The following is a 16427-nucleotide window of genomic DNA, read 5'->3' on the forward strand; positions in this document are numbered from 1 at the left end:
AACCGAACATGAATCAGCCTCAGCCTGTCCCGAGGCGGCTCCGGGGCTGAAATCGGGCGAAGGCGAGGTCAAATGTGTTGATTTGTGGGCGGAGCGGTTGTGCGCGATGACCGGGGGGCTAGGCTGGCGATGGATCACGGGAGTATGTCGCCATGTTGACCGCGTTTTTGGGGCCAGAGGGCAGTTTCACCCATCAGGCGGCCGAGCAGCTGGTCCCGCAAACCAGCCTGCTGGATCCTCATGACACGCTTGAATCGGTGCTGGACGCCCTGCGCGGCGGCGCCGCGCGGTATGCGGTCGCTGCGATCGACAGCGCCGCCGGGCCGATCGCTGAAACGGTCGCGGCGGTAGAAGAAGGCTGGGCGCAGGTGCTGGCCGAGCACGCCATCGAGATCCGCTTTGATCTGTATCGCCGCATTGTGGACGAGACCCCGCTGATCGGGCTGGTCGGTCATGAAAAAGCGCTGGCTCAGCTGGCGCCCTATATCGACAACAAGCGCTTGCGCACGCGCGCGTTTGCTTCAAATACTGCCGGCCTGACGGCGATCAGCGCTGAGTCCGAGCCCGGATGGGGCGCTGTGGGTCCGTCGGGCCTGGCCCGGGCCTATGGGTTGAGGGTGGCCGAGCGCGCCATTGAGGCGCCGGCGCGGCTGGTGACCCGCTTTGTTTTGTTGCAGCGTACGCCTGATTGATGCGCTGCAGCGAAATTTGTTCTTGAGGAGTATGTCCATGACCGAGTCTGCATCCGCCGCGCAGGATTTGCTGCGCGCCTCTGAGGCGCTGTCCCGCGTCAAGCCGTCGGCCACCATTGCGGTCAGCCAGAAGGCGCGCCAGCTCAAGGCGGACGGCAAGGATGTCATCGGTCTGGGCGCGGGCGAGCCCGATTTCGACACACCGGACCATATCAAGGAAGCCGCGATCAACGCCATCCGGTCCGGCCAGACCAAATACACCAATGTGGACGGCTTGCCGGAGCTGAAAGAAGCGATCTGCGCCAAGTTCAAGCGCGATAACGGTCTTGATTATACGCCAGCCCAGGTGAATGTGTCGCCGGGCGGCAAGCCGGTCATCTATAACGCCTTCCTGGCGACGCTGAACCCGGGCGACGAGGTGGTGATCCCCGCGCCCTATTGGGTCAGTTATCCGGAAATGGCGTTGTTGTGCGGCGCGGAGCCGGTGTTCGCCTCGGCCGGGGTGGAAGACGGCTTCAAGCTGACGCCCGAAGCGCTGGAGGCGGCGATCACGCCCCGCACGCGCTGGGTGATCCTGAATTCGCCCTCCAACCCCACCGGCGTCGCCTATACAGCCGACGATCTCAAAGCTCTCGCTGCGGTTCTGGAGCGTCATCCCCAGGTGCTCATCCTGACCGACGATATGTATGAGCACATCGTGTATGACGGGTTTGAGTTCGCCACCCTCGCTCAGGTGGCGCCCAATCTTTATGACCGCACGCTGACTATGAACGGCGTGTCCAAGGCCTACGCCATGACGGGCTGGCGGATCGGCTACGCCGCCGGGCCTGAAAAGCTGATCAAGGCCATGGCCAAGGTGATGAGCCAGACCACCTCCAATCCCTGCTCGATCAGCCAGTGGGCGTCGGTCGCGGCGCTCAATGGCGATCACGGCTTCCTCAAGCCGCGCAACGCCGCGTTCAAGGCGCGCCGGGATTCCATGCTCGACAAGCTGAAGGATGCGCCGGGTCTGATCGCGCCCACGCCGGAAGGGGCGTTCTACATTTTCGCGGATTGCGGCGGTCTGATCGGCAAGACCTCTCAAGGCGGCAAATTCCTGAAATCCGATCTGGATGTGTGCGACGCCTTGCTGACCGAAGAGGGCGTGGCGGTGGTGCCGGGCACGGCGTTCGGCGCGTCTGCGGGCTTCCGCCTGTCTTACGCCACCGATGACGCTGCGTTGGAAGAAGCGGGCAAGCGTATTGTCCGTTTCTGTCAGGCCGCCGCTGAGGGATAGAGAAACTCTATAGGTTTCCGTCAAAATCTCAGTTGGCGTTCGGGGGCGTTCATCCCCACATTGTCGTTATGGATTTCACCGCAAAGGAGGCGGCAATGGACATCAATATGGGCCTGAGCAAAGAGCAACGCGAAACCATGGCCACGGCGGTCACGGCGCTCCTGGCGGACACGTATGCGCTCTATTTCAAGACGCACGCCTATCACTGGAACGTCACCGGGCCGCGCTTCCACGACCTGCACACCATGTTTGAAGAGCAGTATACCGAGCTGTGGACGGCCACCGACGAGATCGCCGAACGCATCCGGGCGCTGGGCGTCCTGGCGCCGATTTCATACGAAGAGATGGGCGCGTCCGCCAAGATCAAGCATGACAGCTCCACGCCGGACGCCAACACCATGGTCGCCAATCTGGTGGCGGGCCATGAGCAAGTGGTGCGTACAGCGCGCGATGCATTGAAGCTGGCTGAAGAGCATAGCGATGAGGCGACGTCGGACTTGATCGCCCCGCGCATCACTTTGCACGAGAAAACGGCCTGGATGCTGCGCGCGACGCTGGGCTAGGCCTTCGAGCTTTGCCGGGCATGAAAAACCCCGCCAGCGAAGACGCTGGCGGGGTTTTCTGTACGTGCGCTCGAGGGGGAGGGTGCGCACGTCCATGACGTCCATGGCGGCTGACTAAGCCTTATATAATAAGAAAAGAGCCGGCCCCGCGTCTGCGGTGACCGGCTCAGTTTTGCATACCCTATCGGGGAGGAGACGGTATGCGCTCAAAGGGGAAAGCAGATGAGCACCTGCTGTCGGGGGGATATATGCCCCCCTCCCGCATGTGAGACAACAGACCGTTCGCCATAGCCGTTATGCGTTTTTGCGGGGCTGCAACAATTGTGTCAGCTCCCCGCCGCAATCGTGTCGCAATTGGACCGAAACCGGCTCAAAACGGGTCAAATCGGCTATTCGCGCCAGAGTTTGACCTCTTCCATGATGAAATCACGGAAGGCTTTCACCCGGCGAGACGCGCGCAATTCCTCAGGGAAGATCAGATACACTTCGAAGGGCGGCCCCTCGATGGTGTCAAACTGGCGTTTGAGCTTGTCGTTTTCGCGGGCCACATAATCGGGCAGGCCCACCAGGCCCAGCCCGGCTTCGGCCAGCCGCATCATGCCGTGAATCGTGCTCGCTTCGGCCAGCGCCTCGCGCGGCTTGTCGCCCGGCTCCCGGCCCAGATCCAGATGCCAGTTGAGATTGGGGATCGGCGCCAGATTTCGCGGGCCGTAGCCGACAAAGTCATGGCGGTCGAGATCGTCAAAACTCTCCACCTTGCCCTTGCGCTGCAGATAGGCTTCGGACGCGTAGAGATGCTGGTCCACCACCATCAGCTTGCGCTGGATCAGATCATTCTGGGTCGCCGCCCAGGGGCGCAGCGCCACATCGGCTTCAAGATTGGCGATGTCGAGTTCATGGTCGACCAGCAGCAAGCGGACCCGGATATGCGGGTAGAGCGCATTAAAGCGCGCCAGTCGCGGCGCCAGCCAGGTGGCGCCCATGGCGGTGGGCGCGGTGACCCGCAGCAAGCCGCTGGGCTCATCGCGGCAGTCGAGCACATTGGCTTCGGCGAGCGCGATCTTGCCCGCCACATCCTTGCTGGCTTCAAACAGAACGCGCCCCGGCTCGGTCAGAAGCAAGCCGCGCGTATGGCGATGAAACAGTTTCACCCCCAGCTCGCCTTCAAGCGCTGAAATCTGGCGACTGACAGCGGATTGCGACAGCGCCAGCGCTTCCGCCGCTCCGGTCAGCGATCCCACTTCGGCGGCTGCGTGGAAGGTTTTGAGCTTGTCCCAATCCATGAGGGGAGCGCCTTTACAGTTTGATCGTCATGCCGTCAGCGAGCGAATTGCGATAGGCGCGCCAGGCCGGAAACAGGCCCAGCAGGGCTGCAGCCCCAGTAACAGCGCCGACAATGGCCAAATCGTAAAGGCCCGGCGTCAGCCCCGGCAAAACGATGCCGAACCGCGCTTCCAGAACTGGGGAGAGCACGTTCAGCGCGCCATAGGTCGCCAGGGCGCCCAGAACAGCGCCGGCGAGGGCGACAATGGCGGCTTCCGCCACCAGCAGGACGAAGACATGGCCGGGCCGTGCGCCCAGGGCGCGCAGGATCGCCATTTCGCGCCGTCGCTCGTTCAGGCTGGTCAGAATGGCGGTCAGGATCGACACCAGGCCCGTCAGCACCACAAAGGCGGCGACGGCGGCGAGGGTGCGTTCGGCCACACCCACAATGCTCCACAGCTGCGCCAGCGCCACACCGGGGATCACGGCCTGCAGCGGTTCTTCGGGATAGGTGTTGATGGCGCGCTGCAGCCTGAGCGCCGCCACCGGACTGTCGAGCCCCACGAAAAACGCGGTCAGCTGGTCCGGCGTCAGGTCCATGGCGCGCAATTCATCAGCGGGGAGTGTCGCGCCAGATCCGGTTGCGCCGCCCAGATGGATGGCTTCGATCGCTTCAAGGGTGACCATGACGGACTGGTCCAGCGGCGTGCCGGTGGGCGCCAGAACGCCCACGACGGTAAACGGATTGCTGTCATGTTCGATAAAGCCGACATCGCCCATGCCATGCGCGACGATGATGTCTTCACCTGTCTGATACCCCAGCTCCCGCGCGACGGCGGCGCCGATCACGGCTTCAAACAGGCTGTCGAAAGAGCGACCGCTGGCAAACTCCAGATGGCGTCCGCGGCCATACTGGTAGTGCTCAAACAAGGTCGGATTCGTCCCGATCACCCGATGACCGCGATGGGAATCGCCCAGGCTGATCGGCACGGTCCAGGCCACGCCTGGCGCGCCCGCCACCGTCTCATAGCTCTCCCAGGTGATGTTGTTGGTGGCGTCGCCGATGTGAAACACTGAATACAGCAACAAGTTCACCGGGCTGGAGCGTGCGCCGACGATCAGGTCCACCCCGGAAATGGTGTTCTCAAAGCTCTCGCGCGCGCCATGACGCACTTTTTCCACGCCCAGAAACAGCATCACCGAAATGGCGACGGTCAGGACTGTCAGGATGGCGGTGGCGCGGCGGTTGGCGATGGAGCGCAAGGCGAGGTTCAGGACAGGCAGACGCGCCATCATGCAGGCTCCTTCGCGCCAGCGGTGTTGATTTCGCTCAGATCAAGCGCGCGATCAAACTGGGACGCGAGGCCGCCATCATGACTGACGAACACCAAGGCGGCGCCCGAGGCGGTGCATTCTTCCTTGAGCAAGGCGATGAAGGCGTCCCGGCTGTCGGCATCCAGCGCCGAGGTGGGTTCATCCGCCAGGATCAGCCCCGGCTTGCCGATCAGGGCGCGGGCGGCGGCGACGCGTTGTTGTTGGCCGACGCTAAGATTGGCGGCGCGTTGGGACCAGACTGCTTTGGCGTCAAGGCCCAGCCGTTCCAGCAGACGGCGCGCTTCGGCCTGTTCGCCGCCTGCAGCTTCGGCCTGGCGCGCCCGTTCGGATGAGAACCGGCAGGGCAGCATGACGTTCTCGCCTACCGGCAGATAGGGCAGCAGGTTGAACATCTGAAAGATCACGCCCAGATGCGCCGCCCGGAACGCGTCGCGCTCCGCAGGGGAGAGGGTTTGCATCGCCTGACCCAGGATTTCCAGATCGCCAGATCGCGGCGCCAGAATGCCTGAGATCAGCCCCAGAAGGGTGGACTTGCCTGACCCGCTGGCGCCGCGCAGGAAAATCCGCTCCCCCGCCTGAACGTCAAACCCATGGATGCTTAAGACCGTTGAATTGGCTGTGTATCCGAAAGTCAGATTCTGGATCGACAGGACAGTCTGCGTTTTAGGGGGAGAGGACATTTTACCCTGCGGAAGTCTACGAACGACTGGGGCTTTATCCTTAGCGTCCTTCGGGTGGGTTGTCGTCCCTGTCCACAAGTTGTCCCTGAGCGCCGCCGCTGCGAGAGTGATCTGAATCCTCTGTCGCGATATCCGTCACGATGACGCGTCCCAATTGCCCGCTACGCAGCAGGCGCAAGCGGCGTTGTTGAACATCGACGATAAAATTACGCGTCGTTGGCGGGATGGGATTGCATCCTGCGAGGGAGGACGCCGAGCCTTCTGAACCGCTGGATACGCCAGCGACTTGTTCAATATTTCTGCGAACCCCGCCGCCGCATGGGCCGGCCCCATTGGTCAGGTCAGCAACATTCCAATCATACTGGCTTCTGACAACCCGATTTGAACCCTCGAGAAGTTCAGCCACATCGTCATCAGCAAAGCGGTCCAGATGCGCGATCAGGTCCTGAGGCCAGTTCGGAAACATGTGTTGCGCTTCAAAATACATCGGCGATACGCGCAAAGGCGGCGCGGTGTTTTCCACCCCTCGCAGCGCGTTCACATATTCCTCGGCGTTCCGGTTCAGCAAACGCATCACATTCGTGCCGGTATAGGCGCGGGCCTGAAGGCTGGGGCTGCTCACCCCACCTGAGAAGAACCCGTACAGGACAACGGGATTATCCCAATGTCGCGCTACGATATTTAACCGGATATCATTCAGGCTGAGCGGGACGCCCTGAATGGTGGTGACATGGCCTTCGTGCAAAGAGCCGCCGTCTTCAAGTCGAATTCTGTCTACATTGCGCAACGGATAGCGCTTGGCGATTTCGTCAATGACGATGACGTTATGCAAGTTAATCCAGTAGGCGAGTTGTTCGTTCCGCCCCAGATTTGAAAGCGGCATGCTGTCCGGCAGGACTTCCAGATCCTGGCGGTATGAACTGATCGCTTCTTTATGAAAGTCTTCGAGCAAGTGAAAAATGACTCGATTGCCCTCAGTGCGATAACGAGAGGTGCTTTGCCCGGTAATGCGGCTGCCTGTTTCAATAATCCGGCCCTTCGGAACGTACCGGTCACTCATGCCCACATCAAAGGTGATGGCTTCGAGCATTTCGCTCCAGACCTGGTAATCGATCATGGTTTCGCTATCGGCGGTATAAGGCGCGAAAACGTCAAATGAGGGGGGCTGATTTTGGGCGCTCGCCACGGCTGCACTGCTCAGAGACCAAGCCATGATTGCAGCAATCATATGTGTCCACGTTTTGCTCATGATCTCACGCCCCTTGTGAAAAATGCAAAATTCAAAGTGGTTGAGACCACACGCTTTTCAAGTGAAATTCGTGTCATGTCACGGTTTCTCAGGCCCAGTATAAAGGCCGCCTGCGCGATGCAGGCGGCCAAATTCATCCGTGCAAGACGGGCCTGGAACGCGAGGCGCGCTCATTGGCATCACACATGCTCATGCAGCGTGGACGCCGCGCCCCGTGAATTGAAACCGGGTTAGGCTGCGTCAGACGCCTTGTCGCGCGCAGCGTCGAGCGCGGCGAGATAGCGTTCCGCTTCCAGCGCCGCCATGCAGCCCATGCCAGCCGCCGTGATGGCCTGGCGATATTTGTCATCGGTCACATCACCCGCGGCGAAAACGCCGGGGATGGTGGTGGAGGTGGAATCGGGGGCCGTGACCAGATAGCCGCCTTCCTTGGTTTCCAGCTGACCGGTGAACAATTCCGTCGCCGGGGCGTGACCAATGGCGATGAAGACGCCGTCGGCGGGGCGATCCTCGATCTCGCCGGTCTTGACGTTTTTGAGCCGCACGCCGGTGACCGATTTGACCGGCTTGTCCTCGCCCGTGACCTCTTCCAGCTGGCTGTCCCAGACCACTTCCACCTTGGGGTGATTGAACAGGCGGTCCTGCATGATCTTTTCCGCGCGCAGGGAATCGCGGCGGTGCACCAGCGTCACCTTTGAAGCGAAATTGGTCAGAAACAGCGCTTCTTCCACAGCGGTGTTGCCGCCGCCGACCACGAAGACTTCCTTGTCGCGATAGAAGAAGCCGTCACAGGTGGCGCAGGCGGAGACGCCATAGCCCTGATACGCCTGCTCGCTGTCCAGCCCGAGCCATTTGGCGCTGGCGCCGGTGGCGATGACCACCGCGTCGGCGGTGTACACCGTGCCGCTATCGCCGGTGAGCTTGAACGGACGGGCGCTGAGGTCGGCGTCGACGATCAGATCGTCGGCGAAGGCCGTGCCCATGTTTTCCGCCTGGGCCTTCATCTGGTCCATCAGCCACGGGCCCTGAATGGGGTCGGCGAAGCCGGGATAATTCTCCACATCGGTGGTGATGGTCAGCTGGCCGCCCGGCTGCATGCCGGCGATCAAGAGCGGCTCCAGCATGGCGCGGGCGGCGTAGATCGCGGCGGTGTAGCCGGCGGAACCGGAACCGATGATGACGAGTTTGGCGTGACGGGTCTCGGCCATGGCCGGCTCCTTCGTATTCATGGGCCGCGCAATAAACCCTGAGTCGGGCCGTGCGCAGGCAGATCAAGTTTGATGGCCCTGATGTCGCCTTCCTAAGACAGAATATCAAGCACGGTGTGCGCTGCCCTGTCGGTTTCGTGAAGCGGATCATAACTCCAGCTCTCAAGCCGGCCCAGATAGGGGCGCACGGCGCCGGCGCCTTCAAGCCCGGCATAGAGGAGACGAAATTTGCCCGGATCGCCGTCCACGCCCAGCCGGTAGACCGGCGCGCCGGTGGCGGCGGCCTCACACAGCATGTTGGTTGAGTCTTCCGTCACGCAGATCCAGTCCGCCGCGGCCAGAAAGGCGAAATAGGGGTTGGGGCCGTCATCGTCATGAAACCAGACCCGCTCGGCCTGCGCGTAGCGACTGCGCAGCGCTTCGGTCAGCGCATCCGGCGTGCGGCGCGATACGGTGATCATCAGCGATCCCGCCTGACGCCTGATGGAGTCCGCCTCGTCCAGCAGATTTGCGCAGGCGGCGTCGGTAAAGCGGTGATGCTTGCTGTCGCCGCCGATCAGTAAGGCCGCGTGCGGTCCGGGCAGAGCCTGAAGCTGCTCGGCGAAAGCACTGGCGCCTTCATTCAGGCGTTGCGGCGTAATCCGGTTGGGTGAGCCCAGAATGTTGAGCACGTTTGATCCGCGCATCCGGTCATGGCGCGGCGCGATGATCAGGTCAAAGAGGTCGGCCTGGCTGCGCGGTTTCTGCACATAGACAAAGCGCGTCCGCCGCCAGCGTCGTCGATGCAGCGCCGCCGCGCGCACCGCCGCCCGGCCGCAACCGATCCACAGATCGGGCTCGATCATGCTCGCATCCGGCAATTTCCCGGTGCGGGGGACATGGATGGGCAGGATCTGGAGCGGGGTCAGCCGCCCAAGCGCTTCGGCCAGGCCAAGCGCCTGATTTTCTATGCCCCGACGCCCGTCCGAGACCACAATGCATGAGCGTGTGTCCATGCCCGCCATCGTCGCCGGAATGCCTTTTGGGTCAAGCGCGAAGGGCGGTGAGTCAGATATGTGTTGACGCCTGTCGGAATCGTGCGACACTTGTAACGTAAGCAAGCGAGGTGTCACATGGCGGCCGAACCCAATCCCAGCGAGCTTGAAGTGCTCAAGGCGCTCTGGTCCCATGACCGGCTCAGCGCGCGCGAAGTCCACGACAAGATCGGAGAAGCGCAAGGCTGGTCCTATTCCACAACCCGCACGGTGATTCAGCGCATGGTCGACAAAGGCCTGGTGAACAAAGACAGCGTCCACGGCCTCGCCGTGTTCGCGGCGGCGGATCGCAAGGTCGATCTGATCAGCCGTCTGGTGCGCAGCTTCACCAAGCGTGTGCTTGAGGTAGACGGAGCTCTACCGGTTTCAGCTTTTACCGGAAGTGCTTTGTTGAACGCTCAAGAGCTTGAAGAGCTTGAGCAGATTTTGGAAGCGCCGGCTACGCCCAGCTCTGAGAAGCGATCATACTCATGAGTGCGCTATGGGGCGAAGTGCTGACCGGCTTGCTGCTCAGTCTGCCTCTCGGTCTGCTCAGCTACAAACTGGCGACCCGTCTTGAAGGGGCTGCCGGCTCTCGGGCAGATCGGGTCTGGACCCTGGCCCTTCTGGTTACGCTTGCCCCGCTTCCCCTCGCAGTCGTGACTCATTTCGCGGGTGAGCTTTGGGGGCCTCTGCAGGTCTGGCCGACCTTGAGTGGGCTGCCTGTCTTGCCGTCACCTTCGGAAGGGGCCGTGAGCCTGGCGCCGCTCGGCCAGATGGCTGAAACTTACTCTCTCACCGGTATCCTCGCACTGATGTGGGGCGCGGGGGCAAGTTTGCGGCTCGCAATCGAACTGAGCCGCTCCTGGCGCTTGCACAGGGCCGTAATGCGCGCCTCGATCGCATCCTCTGATTTGAGGCAGGTGGTTTCACCTCGGGCCAAGCATCAGGGCGTGCATCTGCAGATACGTCAGTCCGGGCAGATCGGCTCGCCCTTTATCTGCGGCGTGTTTCAGCCCTGCTTGGTGCTGCCGCTCTACTTTCGTATGACGCAGGCACATCTGGACATCGTTGATCATGAGTTAGCGCATGCACGCCGGCATGACGTTCAGACAGCTCTGCTGATGAGAGTTTTCGGGCTCGTCTTCTGGTTCAACCCGGCCTGGTGGGCGTGTGAACAGCGCCGCCAGCTCGCCGTGGAAATAGCGTGCGATGCAGACGTGTTACGCCGGAAAGATACTGAAAGTGTCCGTTCTTACGCCCGGGCGCTTTTGGACACAGTGCGTATGGAGTCGGGGTCCTCACCTGCTGTCAGTTTCGGCGTAACGTACAAAGAGGCGCTCAAAATGCGATTGATTTCAATTCTGTCTCCCGCTCCATCTCCGAAATGGCGACGGCTTGCTCTTGGCGGGCTCGGGGCGATGAGCCTGGTCATCGGCTCGGCGGGGTTGCAAATGGCCCAGGCGTCAGGTCGGGCGATCAGCACGCCAGTTTTTTCGCATATCGTGTTGGAGGGACGGTTCACGTCCGGGTATGGCCTTCGCAACATACCTTCAGGGCTGCCTGATCGGACGCGGGACCATGGCGGTGTGGACGTCGCTGCGCCGCTCGGCTCACCCGTGTATGCCCCCGCACCCGGCCACGTCTTTTACGTCGGCGACAATTATCAGGGTTCGCCAGCTTGGGGACATGTCATCGGGATTGATCATGGCGCTGGCTGGACCACTCTGTACGCCCATTTGGGCGACATGCATGTGGCTGTCGGCGACCAGGTCACAGCCGGGTTCGTCATTGCGGATGTGGGCCAGACAGGACTGTCGACAGGCCCGCATGTGCACGTGGAAGTGCATCAGAATGGCGAACGGGTCGACCCGGAAATGTATCTGCCGGGCCTTCATTCGATAGCTGCTCCATAGGGCCGCCCCGAACGGTCCTCAGTCAGGCGGGTCAGACAGGACTGATCCGCCTGACGCCAAGAAGCCGGCGGATCTCTCCGCCGGCTTCTTCATGTCGTCTGTAATTTGGCCGAGCCTATTTCCACTCGACCTTGAGGATCTCATAGCTTTTCACGCCGCCTGGGGCGTTGACCTCGACCACATCGCCTTCTTCCTTGTTGATCATGGAGCGGGCGATGGGGGAGGAGAGCGAGATCTTGCCCGATTTCACATCGGCCTCGTCATCGCCGACGATCTTGTAGGTGCTCTCCTGGTCGGTGTCCTCGTCCACCACGGTGACGGTGGCGCCGAATTTCACCTGGCTGCCCGACATCTTGGAGATGTCGATGACCTGGGCGCGAGCGATCTTGTCTTCAAGCTCCTGCACGCGGCCTTCGATCCAGCCCTGCCGCTCCTTGGCGGCGTGGTATTCGGCGTTCTCGGACAGATCGCCATGTTCGCGCGCTTCGGAAATCGCGGCGATCACGGCAGGCCGTTCCACGCTCTTGAGGTGTCTGAGTTCTTCGTCGAGCGCTTTATGGCCCTCGGCGGTCATCGGAATTTTCTGCATGAATGTCCGGTCTCGTGATCAGTGCTCTGACGAACTGACAACTCTACTCAGCCGCCAGACGGCCTATTACGATAGGATTGCAAGGAGCGCGGTTCAAGCTGGCCTGCATCAATCGCCGCAATTGACTTCACAGCAGCCCGTGAAGCCGACGCTGTCGTATAACATGGAATCTTCATTTCCAGCGCAGTTCTGCGGATCGAATAGCTGTCGATCATCGACCGCTGACCCTCTGTGGTGTTGAACACCAGCTGGACTTCGCCGTTCTTGATGGCGTCCACAATATGAGGACGGCCTTCAAAGACTTTATTGATCGGCTGAACCGCGACGCCGGCCTCTTGCAGGGTCGCCGCCGTGCCGGAGGTCGCCAGCAGTTTGAAGCCCAGAGCGGTCAGGCGATGACAGGATTCAATCATCATCGGCTTGTCTGATTCTTTGAGCGAGACGAACACCGTGCCCGATTTGGGCAGGTTCACGCCCGCGCCGAGCTCCGCCTTGGCGAAGGCGGCTTCAAAGCGCTCGTCAATGCCCATGACTTCGCCGGTGGAACGCATTTCCGGGCCGAGAATCGGATCAACGCCGGGGAAGCGCGAGAACGGCATCACCGCTTCCTTTACCGCGATATGGCGGCTGGGCATGGCCGGGGTTTCAAATTCAGACAGCTTCGCGCCGGCCATCACCTTGGCGGCGATCTTGGCCACCGGCGCGCCGATGGTTTTCGCCACGAACGGCACGGTGCGGCTGGCGCGCGGGTTCACCTCGATCAGGTAGACCATATTGTCCTTCACCGCGTACTGCACGTTCATCAGGCCTTTGACGCCGATGGCTTTCGCGAGGGCTTTGGTCTGGCGCCGCAATTCGCTGACGGTCTGGTCAGAGAGCGAGTAAGGCGGCAGCGAGCAGGCGCTGTCGCCCGAGTGCACGCCCGCTTCCTCGATATGCTCCATAATGCCGGAAATCCAGACATCCTCGCCATCGCACACCGCGTCCACATCCACTTCGGAGGCGTCTGACAGATAGCGATCCAGCAGCAGCGGCGCCTTGCCCGACACATGCACGGCTTCGCGGATATAGCGGCTGAAGCTCTCGATATCGCGCACGATCTCCATGCCGCGACCGCCCAGAACGTGCGAGGGGCGCAGCACCAGCGGGAAGCCCAGCTCTTCGGCCATGACGCGCGCTTCGGCTTCGTCATGGGCGATGGCGTTCGGCGGTTGTTTCAGACCCAGATCGTCCAGCAGCGCCTTGAAGCGCTCACGGTCTTCAGCGAGGTCGATGGCGTCCGGCGCGGTCCCCAGGATCGGCACGCCGGCTGCTTCGAGCTCCGGCGCCAGTTTCAGCGGGGTCTGGCCGCCATACTGCACCACCACGCCTAAAAGCTCGCCCGATTGCATTTCGGTCTCGATCAGCTCGAGCACGTCTTCGGCGGTCAGCGGTTCGAAATAGAGCCGGTCGGCGGTGTCGTAATCGGTGGAGACGGTTTCAGGGTTGCAGTTCACCATGATGGATTCAATGCCCATCTCGGCGAAGGCGAAGGCCGCGTGACAGCAGCAATAGTCAAACTCGATGCCCTGGCCGATCCGGTTCGGACCGCCGCCCAGAATGATCGCCTTCTTGCGGTTGGTCGGGGCGCTTTCGCACTCGCCGCCGCGCTCATAGGTCGAATACATGTACGGGGTGGGCGAGGCGAATTCGGCCGCACACGTATCCACGCGCTTATAAACCGGGCGGACGCCGAAGGTTTTGCGCAGCGCCTTTACCTCGGTCTCCTCGACCTTGGCGAGGGTTGCGAGGCGCTTGTCGGAAAAGCCCATGGATTTGAGCTTTAACAGCTCATCGCCATTTTGCGGCAAGCCCAGCATGCGCACCTGTTCCTCGGCGTGCACGATCGCTTCGATCTGACGCAGGAACCAGGGCTCATACAGGCATGCGCTCTGGATGCGCTCCACGCTCAGGCCCTCGCGGAAGGCCTGGGCGATCACCAGCAGCCGATCCGGGGTGGGCTGTGACAGCGCCGCCAGCACGGATTGATGCCGCGCGGCTTCGTCTTCGGCCTGATCCAGACCGTCAATCTCGATCTCGTCAAAACCCGACAGGCCGGTTTCCAGGCTGCGCAGGGCTTTCTGCACGCTTTCGGCGAAGCTGCGGCCCATGGACATGGCTTCGCCCACCGACTTCATGGAGGTGGTCAGCGTGGCTTTGGCGCCGGGATATTTCTCAAAGGCGAAGCGCGGGATTTTAGTGACCACATAGTCGATGGTCGGCTCAAAGCTCGCCGGGGTCGCGCCGCCGGTGATGTCATTGTCGATCTCATCGAGCGTATAGCCCACGGCCAGCTTGGCTGCGACCTTGGCGATGGGAAAGCCCGTGGCTTTGGACGCCAGCGCGGACGAACGCGACACGCGCGGGTTCATCTCGATGACCACCATGCGGCCATCCTTGGGGTTCACGGCGAACTGCACGTTTGAGCCGCCGGTCTCCACCCCGATCTCGCGCAGCACGGCGATCGAGGCCGAGCGCATGCGCTGGTATTCCTTGTCGGTCAGGGTCAGGGCCGGGGCGACGGTGATGGAATCGCCGGTGTGAACGCCCATCGGGTCGATGTTTTCGATCGAGCAGATGATGATGCAATTGTCCGCTTTGTCGCGAACCACTTCCATCTCGTATTCTTTCCAGCCCAGAACGCTTTCCTCGATCAGCACTTCTGTGACCGGAGAGTGATACAGGCCTGAGGTGACGATCTCGCGGAATTCTTCAACATTATAGGCGATGCCGCCGCCGGTGCCGCCCATGGTGAAGGAGGGTCGGATCACCGCCGGCAGACCCAGCTCTTCCAGCACGATCTCGGCTTCCGCCATGGTGTGCACGGTGCGGGAGATGGGGCTTTCAAGGCCGATGGAATCCATCGCCACGCGGAAGCGCTCGCGGTTTTCCGCCTTGTCGATGACGTCGGCCTTCGCGCCGATCATCTCCACATTGAACAATTCCAGCACGCCGCGCTTGTCGAGCTCGAGCGCGCAATTGAGCGCGGTCTGCCCGCCCATGGTGGGCAAGAGCGCGTCGGGGCGCTCCTTCTCGATCACCTTGGCGACCATTTCAGGGGTGATCGGCTCGATATAGGTGGCGTCGGCCAGGTCCGGGTCGGTCATGATCGTGGCGGGGTTGGAGTTCACCAGGATCACCCGGTAGCCCTCTTCCTTGAGCGCTTTCACCGCCTGAACGCCCGAATAGTCAAATTCGCAGGCCTGGCCGATCACGATGGGACCGGCGCCGATGATCAGGATGGACTGGATGTCTGTGCGCTTGGGCATGGCCGGCCTCTTAAAGTTTTGCACGCGCGCGCGAAAACGCAGCCTCTGACAAGCCCGAAACGGGGCGGAGGCGGCGTGCGGCGCTGATGATGTACGCTGAAACCCGTGCTTAGACCGGAATCGGTCGCTTGGCGAGAGGCGATTGCGGGCTTTTCCGCAATTGAGTCACCTGACGAGCGCCATCCCGCCCGCAAGTGATTTGTTTGCTCGCCTAGTTGTTTGCTTCGTGCGGGAGCTCGGCATCCAGCGCCTGCATCAACGCCCACAGCGCGGCTTCGGCGGAGGTGGTTTTTTCATTGGCCATGGCGGCGACATAGACATTGTGCCGGGGCGACCAGGCGACCACGCTGACAAAGCCGCTGATCCCGCCTGAATGCATCAGCATGGCGCCGGGGCCTACGGGAAAATCGGCGATCTGCACGCCCCGGCCATAGCTGAGCTGGTCATGGCCGAACAAGGGCCAGCTCTTCGCCGACATCAGTTCAAGCGAGGCCTCTGAGATGACGGCGCCCGACAGCAGGGCGCGCCACCAGATCACCAAGTCCTCCGCCGTGCTGAGCACGGGGCCCGCCGCATAGGGCCAGGCGTAATCAGCGGTTGGCAAGACTTGGCCGTCATGATGGCCAGCGATGAGGCCAGGCCGGATGCGGCCGGTCTCGACGGCATAGGTCTGCTCAAGGCCCAGCGGGGTCAGCACGCGCGCTTCAAGGCTCTCGGCGAAGCTGCGCCCTTCAGTCGCCGCGATGATGTCGCCAAGAAGCATGTAGCCCACATTCGAGTACGCCCAGTTCGTGCCAGGGCAGAAGAGCACGCCGTCCTGCTGAAGTCGGGCGTAAAGCTGATCGGGGGATTGAGGCGCGCTCCCGGGGCTGTCCTGGGCGATGAAATAACCCGAGCGGTGGCTCAGCAGGTCGTCAATCGTGACCAGCTCCGCATGGGGCAGGTCAGGCCGCCAGGCGTCCAGCGTATCCTCCGCGGAAAGCCGTCCCTCCTCGATCAACTGAAACACCAGGGCCGCGGTCATGGATTTGCCGATGGAGGCCGCCGCGAACACGCGGCCCTCGGGATTGTGGCTCCATGCGGCGCCATCGGTGCGGCTGACGCTCAGGCTCCAATCAGGCGCCTGAGTTGAGATGCGGTCCACCACCGCGTTCAGGCGCGCAAGCTCTTCATCTGTGAAACGCGCTGTGTCCTGAGCAAAGCCGGGAGCCGGCAAGATGATCTCGCTCGGACGAGGCCTTGCGGGCGGTCCGTCATAATCCTGGCCCGCATGACACGCCTGAACAGATGCAGCGCTGAGCCAGAGCGCGGCCGGGAGGAGTGCGAGCAACATGA

General features: G+C 62.0%; 14 protein-coding genes. 5 read left to right on the forward strand and 9 right to left on the reverse strand.

Translation table 11 applies throughout. The features are described 5' to 3' along the window. The first annotated feature begins 152 nt into the window (after nt 1-152). From ACQ66J_RS10610 to ACQ66J_RS10620, 3 genes are all read left to right on the forward strand, one after another. The gene (locus tag ACQ66J_RS10610) at nt 153-692 is read left to right on the forward strand and encodes a prephenate dehydratase domain-containing protein (RefSeq protein ID WP_430431606.1); all 540 of its coding nucleotides are present in this window, start codon (nt 153-155) and stop codon (nt 690-692) included. A 37-nt stretch (nt 693-729) separates the two neighbouring features. Further along, nucleotides 730-1968, forward strand: a complete 1239-nt coding sequence (locus tag ACQ66J_RS10615) for a pyridoxal phosphate-dependent aminotransferase (protein WP_430431607.1) — start codon at nt 730-732, stop codon at nt 1966-1968. A gap of 95 nt (nt 1969-2063) precedes the next feature. Continuing rightward, nucleotides 2064-2531 carry a Dps family protein gene (locus tag ACQ66J_RS10620; protein WP_430431608.1) on the forward strand — a complete coding sequence of 156 codons (468 nt, stop codon included), beginning with the start codon at nt 2064-2066 and terminating at the stop codon, nt 2529-2531. Between the two features lie 389 nt (nt 2532-2920). Here ACQ66J_RS10620 and ACQ66J_RS10625 read toward each other — a convergent pair whose 3' ends face one another. From ACQ66J_RS10625 to ACQ66J_RS10650, 6 genes are all read right to left on the reverse strand, one after another. After that, nucleotides 2921-3814: a LysR family transcriptional regulator gene (locus tag ACQ66J_RS10625; RefSeq protein WP_430431609.1), complete on the reverse strand. Its 894-nt coding sequence runs from the start codon at nt 3812-3814 to the stop codon at nt 2921-2923. Nucleotides 3815-3827: 13 nt separating this feature from the next. After that, nucleotides 3828-5087 carry an ABC transporter permease gene (locus ACQ66J_RS10630; protein WP_375550164.1) on the reverse strand — a complete coding sequence of 420 codons (1260 nt, stop codon included), beginning with the start codon at nt 5085-5087 and terminating at the stop codon, nt 3828-3830. Next, nucleotides 5087-5809, reverse strand: coding sequence for an ABC transporter ATP-binding protein (locus tag ACQ66J_RS10635; RefSeq protein ID WP_430431610.1), 723 nt, complete (start codon nt 5807-5809; stop codon nt 5087-5089). The genes ACQ66J_RS10630 and ACQ66J_RS10635 overlap by 1 nt, the downstream gene beginning before the upstream one ends. Nucleotides 5810-5849: 40 nt before the next feature. After that, entirely contained in the window at nt 5850-7058 is a 1209-nt protein-coding gene (locus tag ACQ66J_RS10640; RefSeq protein ID WP_430431611.1) for a DUF547 domain-containing protein, read from the reverse strand. A 230-nt stretch (nt 7059-7288) separates the two neighbouring features. Then, nucleotides 7289-8266, reverse strand: coding sequence for a thioredoxin-disulfide reductase (gene trxB, locus ACQ66J_RS10645; RefSeq protein ID WP_430431612.1), 978 nt, complete (start codon nt 8264-8266; stop codon nt 7289-7291). Between the two features lie 92 nt (nt 8267-8358). After that, a complete protein-coding gene (locus ACQ66J_RS10650; protein WP_430431613.1) occupies nt 8359-9261 on the reverse strand; it encodes a mitochondrial fission ELM1 family protein in 903 nt (300 codons plus the stop codon). A 117-nt stretch (nt 9262-9378) separates the two neighbouring features. Between ACQ66J_RS10650 and ACQ66J_RS10655 the strand changes: the two genes are divergently transcribed. Together ACQ66J_RS10655 and ACQ66J_RS10660 are read left to right on the forward strand one after the other, a co-directional pair. Further along, nucleotides 9379-9774: a BlaI/MecI/CopY family transcriptional regulator gene (locus tag ACQ66J_RS10655; protein WP_430431614.1), complete on the forward strand. Its 396-nt coding sequence runs from the start codon at nt 9379-9381 to the stop codon at nt 9772-9774. Nucleotides 9775-10031: 257 nt separating this feature from the next. Then, nucleotides 10032-11195 (forward strand): M56 family metallopeptidase, encoded by a 1164-nt coding sequence (locus ACQ66J_RS10660; RefSeq protein WP_430431615.1) that lies wholly within the window; start codon nt 10032-10034, stop codon nt 11193-11195. 115 nt (nt 11196-11310) lie between these two features. Here the strand turns inward: ACQ66J_RS10660 and greA are convergent, their stop codons facing one another. From greA to ACQ66J_RS10675, 3 genes are all read right to left on the reverse strand, one after another. Next, nucleotides 11311-11784: a transcription elongation factor GreA gene (gene greA / locus ACQ66J_RS10665; protein ID WP_107711379.1), complete on the reverse strand. Its 474-nt coding sequence runs from the start codon at nt 11782-11784 to the stop codon at nt 11311-11313. A 47-nt stretch (nt 11785-11831) separates the two neighbouring features. Beyond that, entirely contained in the window at nt 11832-15092 is a 3261-nt protein-coding gene (carB, locus tag ACQ66J_RS10670) for a carbamoyl-phosphate synthase large subunit (RefSeq protein ID WP_430431616.1), read from the reverse strand. Nucleotides 15093-15303: 211 nt separating this feature from the next. After that, entirely contained in the window at nt 15304-16425 is a 1122-nt protein-coding gene (locus ACQ66J_RS10675) for a serine hydrolase domain-containing protein (RefSeq protein WP_430431617.1), read from the reverse strand. Nucleotides 16426-16427 lie beyond the last annotated feature (2 nt).

Source organism: Oceanicaulis sp. (assembly GCF_965284345.1).
GTDB classification, from domain to species: domain Bacteria; phylum Pseudomonadota; class Alphaproteobacteria; order Caulobacterales; family Maricaulaceae; genus Oceanicaulis; species Oceanicaulis alexandrii_A.

Excerpts from the sequence above, each read along its gene's own strand:
- ACQ66J_RS10610 (WP_430431606.1), top strand. The coding sequence starts at position 153 with ATGTTGACCGCGTTTTTGGGGCCAGAGGGCAGTTTCACCCATCAGGCG.
- ACQ66J_RS10615 (WP_430431607.1), top strand. The coding sequence starts at position 730 with ATGACCGAGTCTGCATCCGCCGCGCAGGATTTGCTGCGCGCCTCTGAG.
- ACQ66J_RS10620 (WP_430431608.1), top strand. The coding sequence starts at position 2,064 with ATGGACATCAATATGGGCCTGAGCAAAGAGCAACGCGAAACCATGGCC.
- ACQ66J_RS10625 (WP_430431609.1), bottom strand. The coding sequence starts at position 3,814 with ATGGATTGGGACAAGCTCAAAACCTTCCACGCAGCCGCCGAAGTGGGA.
- ACQ66J_RS10630 (WP_375550164.1), bottom strand. The coding sequence starts at position 5,087 with ATGGCGCGTCTGCCTGTCCTGAACCTCGCCTTGCGCTCCATCGCCAAC.
- ACQ66J_RS10635 (WP_430431610.1), bottom strand. The coding sequence starts at position 5,809 with ATGTCCTCTCCCCCTAAAACGCAGACTGTCCTGTCGATCCAGAATCTG.
- ACQ66J_RS10640 (WP_430431611.1), bottom strand. The coding sequence starts at position 7,058 with ATGAGCAAAACGTGGACACATATGATTGCTGCAATCATGGCTTGGTCT.
- trxB (WP_430431612.1), bottom strand. The coding sequence starts at position 8,266 with ATGGCCGAGACCCGTCACGCCAAACTCGTCATCATCGGTTCCGGTTCC.
- ACQ66J_RS10650 (WP_430431613.1), bottom strand. The coding sequence starts at position 9,261 with ATGGACACACGCTCATGCATTGTGGTCTCGGACGGGCGTCGGGGCATA.
- ACQ66J_RS10655 (WP_430431614.1), top strand. The coding sequence starts at position 9,379 with ATGGCGGCCGAACCCAATCCCAGCGAGCTTGAAGTGCTCAAGGCGCTC.
- greA (WP_107711379.1), bottom strand. The coding sequence starts at position 11,784 with ATGCAGAAAATTCCGATGACCGCCGAGGGCCATAAAGCGCTCGACGAA.
- carB (WP_430431616.1), bottom strand. The coding sequence starts at position 15,092 with ATGCCCAAGCGCACAGACATCCAGTCCATCCTGATCATCGGCGCCGGT.
- ACQ66J_RS10675 (WP_430431617.1), bottom strand. The coding sequence starts at position 16,425 with ATGTTGCTCGCACTCCTCCCGGCCGCGCTCTGGCTCAGCGCTGCATCT.